The sequence below is a fragment of the Nonomuraea sp. NPDC049269 genome, from assembly GCF_043197155.1.
GTDB lineage: Bacteria > Actinomycetota > Actinomycetes > Streptosporangiales > Streptosporangiaceae > Nonomuraea.
Genome location: NZ_JBICSO010000002.1, coordinates 1,078,233 through 1,091,292 on the forward strand (window position 1 = coordinate 1,078,233; position 13,060 = coordinate 1,091,292).

Sequence of the window (13,060 nt, forward strand, 5' to 3'; positions counted from 1 at the left end):
CAGGTATCCCCGGACAGGAACCCGTGCTGCTTCGGCAGCACCTCGCACATATTCGCGCGAACATGTGCGCTTTGCCGAACGGCTTGTTACTGGTCACGATCAGGCTGGCCCGCTCATACCGGCTGGAAGAACAAGTTGGCCGCGTAGCCGACCTCATCCACGATCAGGACCGGCAGCCGGGCGAGTTTGACCAGCTCGTCCTGCAACCGCCCGGCGACGGGGTCTCCTTCGGGCCCCGCTATAGGGGGGCCAAAATAGGCTGTCCGTCGATCCGCTGAGGAGGCAACGCTCGGATGGACTTGAAGACGCTGAGGGAAGTCGCGCAGATGGGCGACCCTGTGGAGCGAGCCCGCGTTCTCAGCCGACTCATGACTGAGGAGCAGGGCTTGGTCACTGAGGCGGCCAAGATGCGGCGGCAGGCCGTCGCCGAGGCCCGCGAGTCCGGCATGAGCTTGGAGGAGCTCGCCGGTCGGCTTGGCGTCTCTCCCGGCCGCATCTCGCAGATGGGGAAAGGACCGGCAGCCCGCGCGCCGGAAGGGCCTGCCGCGCCAGCGCCCAGAGTGCTGGTGCAGCGAGCCTTGCCGACCGAGCCCGCTGTACGAGGCTCGAAGTCCCTGTTTCTCGCCGAGGCCGAACGCCAGGGCCTCAAGGCCGGCCGCCGGATGTTGTACGTCGGCCTGGAGGCCGCCGGCGATCACGTGGCAGCCTGCCTGCGCGTTGAGCCCGGCACCGAGATCGTCGCCCGCCGCAAGATGATGACCGCCAACGACGTGCCCGTACGGATCGCGACGAGCTACTTCCGAGCCGACCTGTTCGGCGACACCCGGCTGGCCGAGCCGGAGTTCGTACAGCCGTCTCTTCAGTCCGCGCTGATCGCTCTGGGCCATGCCTTCGGCCACGCGGAGGAGAACCTGACCGCCCGGCCGCCGACGCCCTTCGAGCGGGAGACGCTGGAGCTTGAGCCCGGTGAGTGGATTGTTCAGGTGCTGCGGGCCAGCTATTCGACTGAGGACACGGCTGTCCACGTGTTGGAGACGATCTGCGCCGCCAATCGACACATCTTCCCGATCGGCCAGGTCTCCGGCTACGACGAATTCTGAGCCCGGCAGCCCTCACAGCCCTTCGGAGGGCGGTTCCTCCACGGTGGTGAAACGGTCGGCGAACGCAGCTCTGTTGGCGGAGTCTGGCGAGCGGTCCCAGACCGCGAAGACAACCCGTTCGAACACAGTCGAGAATGCGGCGCCTGCGGTGAGGTGGTGGTGAAATGCATCCGCGACCTGGTGCGGGTCGTTGCGGAACACCCCGCATCCCCAGGCGCCGAGAACCAGTTGACGCGCGCCGTGGTGGGCGGCCACGGCCAGTACTCGTTCCGCACGCTGGTAGAGCACCCGCTGGATTCGGTTCCGCGCGCTCGGCTCACGGCGCAGCACTTGTCCGGCGTTGGGAGCGGGGCAGGTCAGGAACGAGACCGGATACGGCTCGGCCAGCAATCGGCCGTCGTCGCGGTGCACGGGAACGTCGGGGGACCAGATGACGCGGTGGCTGTAGAGCAGGTCAGGGGAGTCGCGGTGAGCGGCGTAGTAGTCGGGAGCCTGAAGGAGACAGGGATACAACAGCGCGTTGCGACAGAGATCCTCTTCCTGTGCTTTGGCGCCGCCGAGGTAGCCGCCTCCGGGGTTACGGGCCGAGGCGAAGTTCAGAACGGCGATCCGTTCGGCCCCGGCAAGGTGCAGCCGTCGCGCGGCCTGAAGGCTGTCCTCAGCCGTCACCTCGAAAGATGTCCGGTGACCGATCGCCGTGGGGGGCACATCGACGAGCCCGTCCGGTGGATGGCTCACAGTGCCGGAAACCGCTGCCTCCAGTGCCGGGCCCACGACGACGATGGTGCCGTCATCGGTCGTGTACTCGCCATCGGTGATGATCTGGGCGTTGACGGCCGCGATCCCACGTAGTCTTCTGCTCACGCGTCCGCATGGTAGGCCGTGACCAGCTCCCCGGGCGAACAGTTTCGCCCGGCTGCGAACCCGCCACCGTTACTTTTGGGCTTGGGTTCCGACGCATCGCTCCCAGATGAGCCCCGAAGCGTGGTGGACCTTGACCTTCGACGGATCAGTTCTCGCGGGTCCAGGCCGGCGTGATCCGCTGTTCGCGGAATCGCCAGCCCGCCGGCGTCCGGACCACGGTGCCGGCCAGTCGCAGGCCGCCTGTGAAGTGGGGCGCTTGGCCGTCGCGGTAGTAGTACACCAGCGAGTAGGCCGAAGCGGCCGCCTGGTCACCGTCGATGTCCACCAGCAGGTCGGTGGTGGTGTGCAGGGCGTGCTGCCCCTCGACCTCGCTCTGTCGCATGAAGCCGACGACCTTGTCGATGCCGCGGAGTTCGCCTCCGCGCGGTGAGTGCACCATCACATCGTCGGTGAAGACGGTGTCGGCGTTCTCCCACCGCTTCTCGTCAAGTAGGCGCGCGAAGCGGGTGAACAGGTCGGCGATCTCGATGCGGTTGGCGATCAGCGTATCTGTGGACATGGAATCCTCTTTCATGCTGGAGGGCGGCGATGTTGTCTCTGTGCCTGATGGCGAGTTTCGAGGGAGAAGGGTTCAGGGGCCGACCAGTACCGCGTTGGCCCTGTCCAGGACGATGCCCAGGACGCGGCCCGCGGTGGCCAGGTCCTCAGCCGGCAGGTCGCCCCACAGTCCCTGGGTGATCGGGCCGATCGCGGTGCGGACCTGCGTCCAACGCGCCTGTCCTTCGTCGGTGACCTGGACGCGGCCGTCGCCGCCCTCGCGCAGGAACCCTGCGGTGGTCAGCTCGGTGATGCGTTCGGCCACCGACGCCTGGCTGAACTGTGTGGCACCGCTGACCCGGCGGATGAGCTCGGCCCGGTCGATGGCCCCGCCACTGACCACGGTCAGCGTGAGGGTCACCCACTGGGGCTCGGTGATGCCGGTCCCGGCGAGTTGCCGGTCCAGGATCGCGTTGAGCGCCTTCTCGGTCTGGCCGATGAGCGCGGTACCGAAGGCCTGGGCTGTGGTCGTCACGATGATCTCCAAATCCGTTTCTAAGGCTAACGTTTATTTGCCTAACGTTTCTGCCATGAACGAACCTACATCGTTAGTCCGACTAACGCAACCGGGTAGGATCAGCGTCATGGCCAGCAGAGTCGAAGCCGCGGACATGCCCGACGACGGTGAGATCAAGACGCCCGAAAGACTGCGCCGACGGGCCAGTCGCCTGCTGTCACAGATGACCGCGCAGTCGGACCGGCTGATCAATGAGGGGCTGGCCCAGGCCGACGCCCGCAAGTGGCACTACGCCGTGCTCGCCTCGTTGCAGGAATACGGCCCGGGCAGCCAGGCGACGCTGAGCCGACGCACCGGCATCTACCGCAGTGACATGGTCGGCGTCCTCAACGAACTGGCCGAGCGCGGCCTCGTCGAGCGGGCACCGGATCCTGGCGACCGCCGCCGCAACGTCATCACGATCACCGCCCAGGGCCGCCGGCACCTGCGCCGCCTGGACAAGGTCCTGGACGACCTCCATGAAGAACTGCTCGCCCCGCTGCTCCCCGCTGAGCGCGACCAGTTCGAGCAACTGCTCACCCGCCTACTGGACCACCACACGCAGCAGGCGCACCGAGCCCCCTGACTCCGGCATCACGCGGTGGGCGGCGAGCGCCGCGTTCGCGCAGGACCGGCGTGTGATCACGCGTGGGCCTCGACGTCGAAGGCCGCCACCCCGGTCACGCGTCGGCCGCTCGGCGAAGGGTCCACGTAAGGCGTTCGGCATGGCTTGACGTCAACAATTGCGATCAGTCACCGGACAGCAGGGTTCCAGCTGCGCTCGTCGAGCTGTTCACACGTCCTGCGTGCCGTACCAGCGCCACTCGGTGAGTCGTGGACGATCAGGGAGAGCGGTGCGTCCGGTCGCCCACAGCAGGGTCTCCCAGGCGTCAACATCGATGGCGACATGGGGAAAGAGCCTCTTCAGAACTCGTCCGCACAGCTCCCGTGGCGGCGACCACTCCAGATTCAGCCCCTGAGCGATGTCATGGACGTGCACGAGGGTCTCAACGACGCCCATCGCGGCGAAGCCCTCTGGATCCGAGGGCCCGAAGACGTGGTAGGCGACGGTGGTCGAGGGGGCCGTGCGCAGGACGGACGCGAGCAGGCCACCACACGCCTCAAAGATGGTCAGCAGGCCCTCGGGGCCCGAGTTCCGCTCAACGAAGATGACGTTTCCGGCCCGCCGCTTCGGTCGCTGCTCGTCCGGAACGGCAACAGCGCGGACACCGGCGGCTTCTCGAGCCCGAACCTCGCGGCGTAAGTGAACAGGTCATCGGCCAGGTGCTCGAGCGTCTCCCAGCACGTCCACTCGAGCGTTCCCGCTTTGGCCTCCCACGTGTGGGGATCTGCACCTCTTAGTGTGTCGATGGCCAGAGCGACGACCTGACGTACGTCCTCTCCGTCTATGGCGCTGTCTGCTCTGTGCATGCGAAGGATCGTAACAACGGCCAACATGGGCCCTGGTCCGCCCGGTACTCGATTCGGTGGTTGGCCGTTTGACGCCCGCCCCCTGAAGGACCTCGCTGCGCTCGGACCGGAGCGGGACCAAGCGGATATGTGGCGCTGATGGCGCTATTCCAGAAAGTTCTGCGCGTAATGGGCGTGGGGCGGTCCACAGGACGCACATGGCCTCGACCGCGCCTCCGCGACGGCCGTCGGGCTCGGTTCAGGCAGTAGCCGCGACGGCCGTCGGGTCGGGTTCAGGAGCAGCAGCCCGAGCTCCCCGTGCTGGGCCGTCCGCTGTGGAGGTCGTCGTCATGGCCGGCGGTGATCCGTGCCCATTGCGCGGTCGGTCGTCCGTCCTTGCGGAACTGCTGGCCGCGGGTCTCGTACGGCTGCGGCCAGCCCGACGGGGAGTCCTCCCAGGTCTCCTGCCGCCCATGTACGGTCATGTCGAGGATGCCGTAGGACGGCGCCATGGGTTCGACGCCGCGGCCGGTGGTCCAGTACGTTTCGTAGACGCGGTCCCCAGCGCGGAGGTAGCTCGCCTTCATCCCGAAATGGCGACCGGCGAGGAGCCGTTCGTGCGACTCGGCGGGCACGGAGTACCAGGGCATGTCCCAGCCCATGAATCGGCGGTAGCGGTCGGACTCCTCGTAGGGGCCCTGGCAGAAGACGGCGAAGGTGACGTCACGCTGGTGCAGATAAGACAGTTCGCGGACCTGGCCGGTGAAGAAGGTGCAGCCCTCACACTGATCGGCGGCGGGGCGGCCGTCGTGCCACATGTGATACGACACGAACAGCTGGGTGCGGCCCTCGAAGACGTCGATCAGGGGGACGGCTCCGTTGCCTCCGATGATCGGAATCGACGGGTCCGCTTCGGTCATGGGCAGCCGTCGCCGGGCGGCGGCGATCGCGTCGCCCTCGCGGGTGTGCGCCTTCTCCCGGGCGCGCAGGGTGTCGATTGCGGCCAGCCACTCCGTGCGGGAGACGACCGGCGGTGTGTTCACAGTGGTCATGCCTGTACTGACCGGGTAGCCCGCAAGAAGTCATCGGTGGCACCCGAGGCGGGCGCACACCGACCACGACCTCGCCGGGCGACACGGACGTGATGACACCCTCGATCCAACCCCCGGCGAGGACCATGTCAACGCCCCTTGGCCACACGATCACCGCCACGCGTTTACGCGCAACACTTCTGTAATCTCGCTCAGTTTCACTTCGTCGACCTCGGTCGGCAGATGACACACCGTGTGCCACCAGGGGCGCCTCTGATCGTGCTGTATCTCCAGTAGCTGGATCAGCGGTCCACGCACGAACCACATCGGGTGGCAGCCGTCGTGGTTGGACTTCACCGGGAATCCGCGCGGACCCCGAGCGCGTGAAGGTTGGGTTCGGCGAATCTGGGGATCTGCCGACGCAGTCGGGTGTCGTCTCGCTCGTCGCTGTCAAACCGCCATCACGCGCACTGGATGACCCCACCAGTAACGGCTTCATCTCTGGCCTGTGAAAGTGAAGGGCCCGGTTGGAAAGTGCATCCAACCGGCCAAGGCGAGGTTGAGATCTTGTTGCGGCCGTCGTCGTTGCCGGATTCGACGACGACGGCCGCCCCCAAAGCCCACTTCAAGAGACAACTTGGCGGTCTGCCTCCTTTTCCGCTGCTCAGCGGTGGGGCCGTGACCAGCCGTGGCGGTCATCAGCCCTCCGTAGCCCGTTCGCCGTGCCACCGACCAGCCATACCGGCCATGTCGGCTTCGGCGCACGCCTTGCCCTCCAGTCGTTAACCCCATTATCTTGGAACGAGCGATCCAAGATAGGAAGTGGCGTATGCCTGACATCAAGCACTTCGACCCGGAGATGGCGCTGGAGGAAGTGGTGCGCCTGTTTTGGCAGCGCGGCGCGGATACCGCCGGCATCGCCGAAGTGGTGCAGGCGACCGGGCTGAGCCGCTCCAGCCTGTATGCGACATTCGGCGGCAAGGAACGGTTGCAGGTGGCCGCTCTGCGCCGTTACCTGGAGCGGCGCTCACGGCCGGTGTTCGACGCCCTGGCCGCGGACGGCCGCGGCCTGCCCGCCATCGCCGGCTTCTTCGAACAGCTGGTGGCTGCGCGCTGCACCGGTGAGCATGCCCGCTGGGGGTGCCTGGTCACCAACACGCACGCCGGAGCCACCGGCGAGGTAGCCGAGGTCCGCGACGTTCTGGACGCCCATCACGCCGCTCTGCGGGACGCGATGCGTGCCGCGCTGCAGACGGCACGCGAGCACGGCCAGGTGCGTCCCGGCCTGGATGTGGAGTCGGGCGCGGAGGCGCTGGCGCTGCTGGCCTACGGGGTCAACCTGCGCTCGCGGGCCGGAGCCGAGGCAGACGACCTGCTGGCGGGCGTGCACGCCGTACTGGATGGTTTCACCCACGTTGAGGAGAGATGATGATCGATTTCCGTGTGTACGACGAGAGCGACGCCCCCGAGGCGGCCCGCCCGATGCTGGAAGCGGCCAAGAAGCGTATGGGGTTCGTCACCACGCTGAACGGGGTGATGGCCGAATCGCCCGAACTGCTGGCCGGTTACAACGCCCTCGCCGAGCAGTTCGGAAAGTCGTCCCTGCCGTCGCAGGCCAAGCAGGTCGTGTTGATCACCGCGAGCGTGGAGAACGGGTGCGAGTACTGCGTGGCCGCGCACTCCACGCTTGCGCTCAAGGCGCGGGTGCCCGCTGAGGTGGTGGAAAGCCTGCGCACGGGCAAGTCGCTGCAGGAGGCCGGGCTGGAGGCGGTGCGCAGGTTGACCCAGCTCATGGTCGCCCAGCGGGGTTGGGTGGACGACGCCGAGATCGAGGCGTTCCTGGCGGCCGGTTACACCCGCCGCCAGGTGCTCGACGTCATCCTGGGGGTGGGGATGAAGACGCTGTCGAACTACACCAACCACATTGCCCACACCCCGCTCGACCCGGCCTGGCAGGACCAGGAGTGGAGTCGCTGACACAGCCGACCGCGCGTGTCCGGACCTGGGCGACTGAATGCGAACGTAGGCCAAGCCGCTCCATCCCGCTCGCGGCAACAGGCGTGGCCGGCGCGGCCCGCGTGTCGTCTGATGAGCGCAGGCTCAGACGCAACTGCCCGGCTTCAATGACTTGGACCAGGCCGGGAGTACGTCGGTGATCTGCGGACGGGTTATGGACCAGAGTTCACGCCCTCGCCCCGGCACGAGTTCCTGGCCGCCCAGGAGGACGTACGAGGTCTTGTCGAAGATGAGGGATTCGCGGCCCCGGTTGTCCACCCGGGTCACGGCGATGACGGATTTGCCGGTGGCGTCCTTGAGCTCTTCCATCTCGATGCCCGGCAGCGTCGCGGCGATCTTGAAGATGGCCGCCTGCTGCTTGGGCGGGACCGGGCTGCCGAGGGCGCTGACGACGCCATTCCAGGTCTGGGTCGCGGCGTCCTTGTTGGCGACGATCTCGTTCCCGCGTTCGGCCAGCTTGTGCCGGAGCTGCTCCTGGTCGGTCGGCCACTCACGGAGGTCGGCGTAGGCGGGTCCGGAGCGGCCGGGGCACCGGGTCCGGAGTTCCTTGTACTCGCGGTCCTGTGGCCTGGATTTCGACGGCTTGTGCCACCACAGTTCTGGGCGGGAGCCGTCGACGGACTCCCAGACCTCGCCCGTTATGTGGCGCGGACCGACGTTGGGAACCCCGTTCTCGCTGCGCGTCTCCGCGATCCGCTCGTAGTGGAGGTACTGGTCGTCGCGGGGTTCCGGCCACGGAGTGGCGGTCGCGGCCTCGGCCGCCAGCCTCAGGACCTCGGCGGCGCTCGCGGGCGCGGAGGTGTTGAACGTCTGGACGGCGATCACTCCTGCCGTCATCGCCGCGACCAAGCCGCCTGCCAGCATCAGACGCCGCAGGCCGACCGCCCGGGGCCGCCGCTTCGTGTGGGCCTCGGCCAGGAGGGCGGTACGGGCGGGGGCGAGGCGGTCCGCCGTGGGGTGCGGCGTATCGGCGAACAGGTCGCGGAGTTCGGTCAGGTCGCTCAGCTCGTTCATGAGGTCTGCTCCGTCGTGGGGTCGGTGCTGCCGAGGACGTTGCGGACGATGGCCCGCGCGCGGTTGAGGCGGGAACGGACTGTTCCGACCGGGATGGACAGGGCGTTGGCGACCTCCTCGTAGGTGAGGTCGGCCCAGGCCACGAGTAAGAGGACGTCGCGGTCACGGGCCTTCAGCGAGGCGAGCGCCTGGGTGAGAGGGCGCCGTACGGCATGCGCGCTCGCCCGCTCAAGGGCTTGTTCGGCGGCGGCGTCGTCGGCGTCGAAAAGCACGCCCATTTTCGAGTACGCCTTATAGCGGTGTGTCTCCGCGCGCTGATGCCGCCGGATGAAGTTGGTCGCGATGCCGTACAACCAGGGGAGGGCCTCGGGACGGGCGGTGTCGTAGTCGCGGCGCTGCCTGAACGCGGCGAGGAACGTCTCGGAGACGACGTCGTCGGCCGTGTCGTCGCCGAGCCGGCGGGCCACATAACGGTGGATGTGTCCCGCGTGCCTGTCGAACAGCAAGGCGAAATCCTCGGGATCTCGCCACGACCGTTCGATCAGGGTGGCGTCAGACAGGGTCGTACCGAGCGGCATGTGGTTGGGCCTTCCCAAGGAAGTAGTGTCGCCCGTCTTTCACCCGAGTCAGGAAACGAGTTCACGGGACGCCGTCAACCATGCGGTGTCGTGTCAGCGGCGGCGTCAGGGCGGCGACTGCCCGGTATCAGAGCGGTTGGCCATGGTTGAGCCATGAACGGTTCAGCGATCGCGGCCTTGGGGCTGCGAACTGGGCCGAGCTCGCAGGATCGAAACAATGCAGCACAAGGAGAGCATGATGCAGACGTTCGACACCCCCGCCCCGATCGCCGCCGTCCTGGACATCCCTGCGGGGCGCGTCCGGTTCATCGCCGCCGACCGGGTCGACACCACGGTCGAGATCGTGCCGGTGAACGCGGCGAAGAGCCGGGATGTGCAGGCGGCGGAGCAGACCACGGTCGCCTACGCCGATGGCGTCCTGCGGATCGTGAGCGCCGAGGCGAAGAACCAGTACTTCGGCCCGTCCGGATCCATTGAGGTGACGATCCAGTTGCCCGCCGGTTCCCGGGTCGAGGCCAAGGCGGCCAGCACCGAGCTGCGGGCCGTCGGCCGCCTCGGTGACGTCGTCTTCGACGGCGCGTACAGCCAGATCAAGATCGACGAGGCGGCGAGTGTCCGCCTCACCGCGGTCGACGGTGACGTCGAGGTCGGCCGGCTGGGCGGCCCCACGGAGATCAGCACCGCACGGGGCGACATCCGGATCGCCGAGGCCGCGGGCGGCACGGTCGTGCTGCGCACCCAGTCCGGCGACATCTCGATCGCCGCCGCCGCCGGCGTCTCGGCCGCCCTGGACGCCGGCACCAGCCACGGCCGCATCACCAACGCCCTCAAGAACGACGGCACCACCGAACTCGACATCCACGCCACCACCTCCAACGGCGACATCACCGCCCGCAGCCTGTGACCCGCAGCCTCCAGAGTTCATCTCCGACCTTCGTGCGGCGCTCATGGAAGCCCATGAGCGCCGCACCGGGGCGGGCCTTACAAGATCGAACGCTGTAGGTAAGGAGGGGAGGAACCTGACGGCGCGAGGGTCGTAGCCGCGGCCGGGCGCGCCACAAACGCCCGGCAAATGAATTGATGACCAACACCATTGATCGGCGCCCAATTGCCGATTGACGGTTTTCTGGTGCAGACGTAGGGTCCGGGCGACCAAGAGAGGACGGTCGATGATCCAATGCACACGGGCGGTCAGGGGAAGAAATTACCCGATAGTAAAACGGGCGGCGACACGAACCAGTCGATGACCAAGACGAAACGTAAACGCACAGACGGGGTGGACGAAACGAGTGCCGTCCCTCCCAAGGAAAGCGACCCTGGTGGAAGCGCTCCAGAGTCGCAAGACTCCTCAAAGCGTTCGAAGACCATCAGCACGTCAATAGGGCCCCCGACGAACATCGGCGACCCAACGGTCCAGGCACCCGCACCCGCTCCATCGCATCTCCAGCGCAACACCGCCATTCTGTGCCGGAACGGCGCCTTCGTCGCACTCGACCAGGCGGACAGCGAAGACTCGTTCGTACAGGCACTCCGGTACATCCTGACGAACCCGATATTCTCCGACCTGCTCGACGCGGTCGACGCCAACGCCGCCAAAGCGCAGGACGTCCAGGCGATCTTTGACGCGGAGATGCGGGGCAATCCCTCGAACGAACGGCGCAACGAGCTCACAGCGATCGCGCAGGGCCTGAAAACCGGAGCAAAGATCGTGGTGACGGACGCCACCGGCTACCACGGCTCTTGGGCAAGCCACCGACCGGACGAGAACATGATCCTGGTCGGCGATATTCAGGACCCTCTCAAAGGCTGGGACAAGTACACCGGAGACTATTGGCCCTGCCTTGAAGCGATGCTGTTCGAGCTCTGCAACGCGGCGCGCGCCAATGTCTCTCGCAGCATCATCCGGGAGGCGGGCGAGGGTACGCTGGGCTGCGCCTCATTCGTGCTGTCGGCGGAACTCAACGAGGACCGCTCCGCTGTCGCGTTCGACTGGCTCTGGAGCAAGATAATGGCCGCCGGTCCCCACGAAGTCAACAAGGGCGGCGAAATCATCAAGAGCGACGTCCCGGACCTGTGCTTCGTCAAGTGGGACGTCATGATGGACAATCCCTTCTACGCCCAGAAGCACAGATGGACGACGAATCTTTACGGAGGGCACGTCGCCGAGTATGCGCGAATGTGGTTCTCGAACTTCTGCCAGAAATTCATGCAGATAAACAAGGAAAACCCCGAAATCGTCAACAGTTTTGTCGCACTTGTCGCCCCGTCGAAAAGGGAGATTCCGGAGGAGGGTCCGTCCGCCCGGGACAAGAAGCAGATCATCGCAGACGTCAAGCGTCTGACGGGTTACGAGCCGCCCCCGTACCAGATTGTCGACGTGGTGGCAGTCATGCGTGCCGCGCGCTCCGCAATCGCGGGACAGTAGGAAGCCTACGGAAGTCCCGATGACTCAGGTCACCGAGTGGTGGGCCAGCCTGGTAGGGAGATCGTCGCCCGCCGCAAGGTGATGACCGCCAACGACGTGCCCATACGGATGGCTGGCCGAGCCGGAATTCGTACAGCGTTGAGATCAAGTCGAGGCGGAGACGTTGGCGATCCGGCTCGCCAACAGGCCGTACGACGGAGAATGTCCGCCGACATATGGCCGCGAAGCGCCGATACCGCTCAGGCATGTCCATTGTTCCTCCAGCCGTTAAGGTCTGTCGTGATGACGACTTCTGCCTTATCGGGCGCGCGGTGGTTGCTGCTGGACGAGTACACCGGTGAGGTGGGTGAGCCGGACGTCACGCTGGGCGTGTGCCACGACATCGACGGGCTCTTCGTGGACCCCGAGCCCTTACCTCCGCCCGAGACCTTCACCTTGCTCGGCTGCGATCCGGCGGGTCCGCTGCTGGGGGCACTGCGGCATTTGGGGACCGAGCGGGCGTGGCTGCCCAGCATCGCTTTGACTCCCGTTCACCGGCCGGAGCACCGACCCGCCGGGTGCTGGACGTACGAGTACGGGTGCACGTGCGAGGAGGAGCTCATCGACGTCACCGTGATCAGCCGACGCCCGTCGGCAGCACAGGACGGTCTGGCGGACCTCGACTTACGCGGATATGTCCGGCTGCTTCCGGAGTGCGAGATGCCGGAGGAGAAGCCTGACGGGACGGGGTTCCGGCTGTCCACGCTCGATAACGAGAATCTCGGCGAGTGCCTGGACGTCACCGGCGTCTTCCGCGTACGCCCCGCCGCGCCCGTCCGGCCGGTGACGCTTATCGGCTTCCGACCCGAAGCGACGCTGCCGGGGGCCGTCGAGGGACACAGGATCACGGCGTCCCTCCTGGCCGTCCAACGCGACGGACGCACCGCTGGACACTTCGGGGTGCTGTCGGCCGTCGTCGTCTCCGCCCGACTGTCGAGGTTGGGCGACGGCCTGCTGGACATCGCCCTGGACGACGGGGTGGAGGAGCCGCTGCCGAGCGGCGCTCGTGAGATCTTCCAGATGTGGTACGACGGCGGCCCGGCCGAGCCCAACCTGTGGGCACGCTATGACCGGCTGCTGCGGCACGAATGGTCCGGCCGGGCGGGCTGTCACCGTCCTCAGGGCCTGCCCGACAAACCGGCTGGAATGACGTATCACCTCGACGGCCGTTTCATCACCGACATCGACGCCTTCTACTGCGCCATCGGCGAGGCGATCAACGGCCCCGGCGGCTACTTCGGCGGGAACCTCGACGCCCTGCACGACTGCCTCCACGGCGGATGGGGTGCCGCCAGCCCATTTCGGCTGGTCTGGCACCACTCTGACGTGGCTCGCCGGCATCTCGTCCCTGGTTACGACCGGTCCAGCCACGACCTGCGGTATTGGAGTCCGAACGCCGAACTGGACGACCTCCTGGAGATCTTTTCCGAGCACGATATCGAGGTCGAGTTCGGCTGACCCAACCGTTGGTCGCATCTCGTCTTTCGAAT

At 66.8% G+C, this 13,060-nt stretch carries 14 protein-coding genes and 1 pseudogene; 7 read left to right on the forward strand and 8 right to left on the reverse strand.

What is annotated here, in order from left to right:
* Nucleotides 1-70: 70 nt before the first annotated feature.
* Nucleotides 71-215 (reverse strand): annotated as a pseudogene (locus tag ACGFNP_RS14980) (ATP-binding protein); the annotation flags it as partial.
* 171 nt (nt 216-386) lie between these two features.
* On the opposite strand from ACGFNP_RS14980, the gene ACGFNP_RS14985 reads away from it, so the two are divergent.
* Nucleotides 387-1,100: a UTRA domain-containing protein gene (locus ACGFNP_RS14985; RefSeq protein WP_393318703.1), complete on the forward strand. Its 714-nt coding sequence runs from the start codon at nt 387-389 to the stop codon at nt 1,098-1,100.
* Between the two features lie 12 nt (nt 1,101-1,112).
* Here ACGFNP_RS14985 and ACGFNP_RS14990 read toward each other — a convergent pair whose 3' ends face one another.
* The 3 genes from ACGFNP_RS14990 to ACGFNP_RS15000 form a co-directional block, all read right to left on the reverse strand.
* Entirely contained in the window at nt 1,113-1,964 is an 852-nt protein-coding gene (locus ACGFNP_RS14990) for a TIGR02452 family protein (RefSeq protein WP_393318706.1), read from the reverse strand.
* Nucleotides 1,965-2,109: 145 nt separating this feature from the next.
* The gene (locus tag ACGFNP_RS14995; protein ID WP_393318709.1) at nt 2,110-2,523 is read right to left on the reverse strand and encodes a nuclear transport factor 2 family protein; all 414 of its coding nucleotides are present in this window, start codon (nt 2,521-2,523) and stop codon (nt 2,110-2,112) included.
* 72 nt (nt 2,524-2,595) lie between these two features.
* Entirely contained in the window at nt 2,596-3,036 is a 441-nt protein-coding gene (locus tag ACGFNP_RS15000) for a MarR family winged helix-turn-helix transcriptional regulator (RefSeq protein ID WP_393318712.1), read from the reverse strand.
* A gap of 109 nt (nt 3,037-3,145) precedes the next feature.
* Between ACGFNP_RS15000 and ACGFNP_RS15005 the strand changes: the two genes are divergently transcribed.
* Nucleotides 3,146-3,643 carry a MarR family transcriptional regulator gene (locus tag ACGFNP_RS15005; protein ID WP_358334463.1) on the forward strand — a complete coding sequence of 166 codons (498 nt, stop codon included), beginning with the start codon at nt 3,146-3,148 and terminating at the stop codon, nt 3,641-3,643.
* Between the two features lie 207 nt (nt 3,644-3,850).
* On the opposite strand, the gene ACGFNP_RS15010 is transcribed toward ACGFNP_RS15005, so the two are convergent.
* Both ACGFNP_RS15010 and ACGFNP_RS15015 read right to left on the reverse strand, forming a co-directional pair.
* Nucleotides 3,851-4,078 (reverse strand): hypothetical protein, encoded by a 228-nt coding sequence (locus ACGFNP_RS15010; RefSeq protein ID WP_393318716.1) that lies wholly within the window; start codon nt 4,076-4,078, stop codon nt 3,851-3,853.
* A gap of 682 nt (nt 4,079-4,760) precedes the next feature.
* Complete coding sequence (locus ACGFNP_RS15015; protein ID WP_393318719.1) at nt 4,761-5,519, reverse strand: DUF899 family protein; 759 nt, start codon at nt 5,517-5,519, stop codon at nt 4,761-4,763.
* Between the two features lie 808 nt (nt 5,520-6,327).
* Here ACGFNP_RS15015 and ACGFNP_RS15020 point away from each other — a divergent pair.
* Nucleotides 6,328-6,927: a TetR/AcrR family transcriptional regulator gene (locus tag ACGFNP_RS15020; RefSeq protein ID WP_358334472.1), complete on the forward strand. Its 600-nt coding sequence runs from the start codon at nt 6,328-6,330 to the stop codon at nt 6,925-6,927.
* Nucleotides 6,927-7,475 (forward strand): carboxymuconolactone decarboxylase family protein, encoded by a 549-nt coding sequence (locus tag ACGFNP_RS15025; RefSeq protein WP_358334475.1) that lies wholly within the window; start codon nt 6,927-6,929, stop codon nt 7,473-7,475. The genes ACGFNP_RS15020 and ACGFNP_RS15025 overlap by 1 nt, the downstream gene beginning before the upstream one ends.
* A 123-nt stretch (nt 7,476-7,598) precedes the next feature.
* On the opposite strand, the gene ACGFNP_RS15030 is transcribed toward ACGFNP_RS15025, so the two are convergent.
* Both ACGFNP_RS15030 and ACGFNP_RS15035 read right to left on the reverse strand, forming a co-directional pair.
* Nucleotides 7,599-8,528, reverse strand: coding sequence for a CU044_5270 family protein (locus ACGFNP_RS15030; RefSeq protein WP_393318723.1), 930 nt, complete (start codon nt 8,526-8,528; stop codon nt 7,599-7,601).
* Nucleotides 8,525-9,124 carry an RNA polymerase sigma factor gene (locus tag ACGFNP_RS15035; RefSeq protein WP_393318726.1) on the reverse strand — a complete coding sequence of 200 codons (600 nt, stop codon included), beginning with the start codon at nt 9,122-9,124 and terminating at the stop codon, nt 8,525-8,527. The genes ACGFNP_RS15030 and ACGFNP_RS15035 overlap by 4 nt, the downstream gene beginning before the upstream one ends.
* Before the next feature lie 220 nt (nt 9,125-9,344).
* Between ACGFNP_RS15035 and ACGFNP_RS15040 the strand changes: the two genes are divergently transcribed.
* From ACGFNP_RS15040 to ACGFNP_RS15050, 3 genes are all read left to right on the forward strand, one after another.
* Nucleotides 9,345-10,010: a DUF4097 family beta strand repeat-containing protein gene (locus ACGFNP_RS15040; protein WP_393319682.1), complete on the forward strand. Its 666-nt coding sequence runs from the start codon at nt 9,345-9,347 to the stop codon at nt 10,008-10,010.
* Between the two features lie 339 nt (nt 10,011-10,349).
* Nucleotides 10,350-11,531 (forward strand): hypothetical protein, encoded by a 1,182-nt coding sequence (locus ACGFNP_RS15045; RefSeq protein WP_393318729.1) that lies wholly within the window; start codon nt 10,350-10,352, stop codon nt 11,529-11,531.
* Nucleotides 11,532-11,813: 282 nt separating this feature from the next.
* On the forward strand, nt 11,814-13,028 hold the full coding sequence (locus ACGFNP_RS15050) for a barstar family protein (RefSeq protein ID WP_393318732.1): 1,215 nt from the start codon (nt 11,814-11,816) through the stop codon (nt 13,026-13,028).
* Nucleotides 13,029-13,060: the final 32 nt, after the last annotated feature.

Bases quoted from the DNA above. Each gene is read 5' to 3' on its own strand.
- ACGFNP_RS15045 (WP_393318729.1), top strand. From the start codon at position 10,350: ATGACCAAGACGAAACGTAAACGCACAGACGGGGTGGACGAAACGAGT.
- ACGFNP_RS15050 (WP_393318732.1), top strand. From the start codon at position 11,814: ATGACGACTTCTGCCTTATCGGGCGCGCGGTGGTTGCTGCTGGACGAG.
- ACGFNP_RS15015 (WP_393318719.1), bottom strand. From the start codon at position 5,519: ATGACCACTGTGAACACACCGCCGGTCGTCTCCCGCACGGAGTGGCTG.
- ACGFNP_RS15020 (WP_358334472.1), top strand. From the start codon at position 6,328: ATGCCTGACATCAAGCACTTCGACCCGGAGATGGCGCTGGAGGAAGTG.
- ACGFNP_RS15005 (WP_358334463.1), top strand. From the start codon at position 3,146: ATGGCCAGCAGAGTCGAAGCCGCGGACATGCCCGACGACGGTGAGATC.
- ACGFNP_RS15030 (WP_393318723.1), bottom strand. From the start codon at position 8,528: ATGAACGAGCTGAGCGACCTGACCGAACTCCGCGACCTGTTCGCCGAT.
- ACGFNP_RS14995 (WP_393318709.1), bottom strand. From the start codon at position 2,523: ATGTCCACAGATACGCTGATCGCCAACCGCATCGAGATCGCCGACCTG.
- ACGFNP_RS15040 (WP_393319682.1), top strand. From the start codon at position 9,345: ATGCAGACGTTCGACACCCCCGCCCCGATCGCCGCCGTCCTGGACATC.
- ACGFNP_RS15025 (WP_358334475.1), top strand. From the start codon at position 6,927: ATGATCGATTTCCGTGTGTACGACGAGAGCGACGCCCCCGAGGCGGCC.
- ACGFNP_RS15010 (WP_393318716.1), bottom strand. From the start codon at position 4,078: ATGGGCGTCGTTGAGACCCTCGTGCACGTCCATGACATCGCTCAGGGG.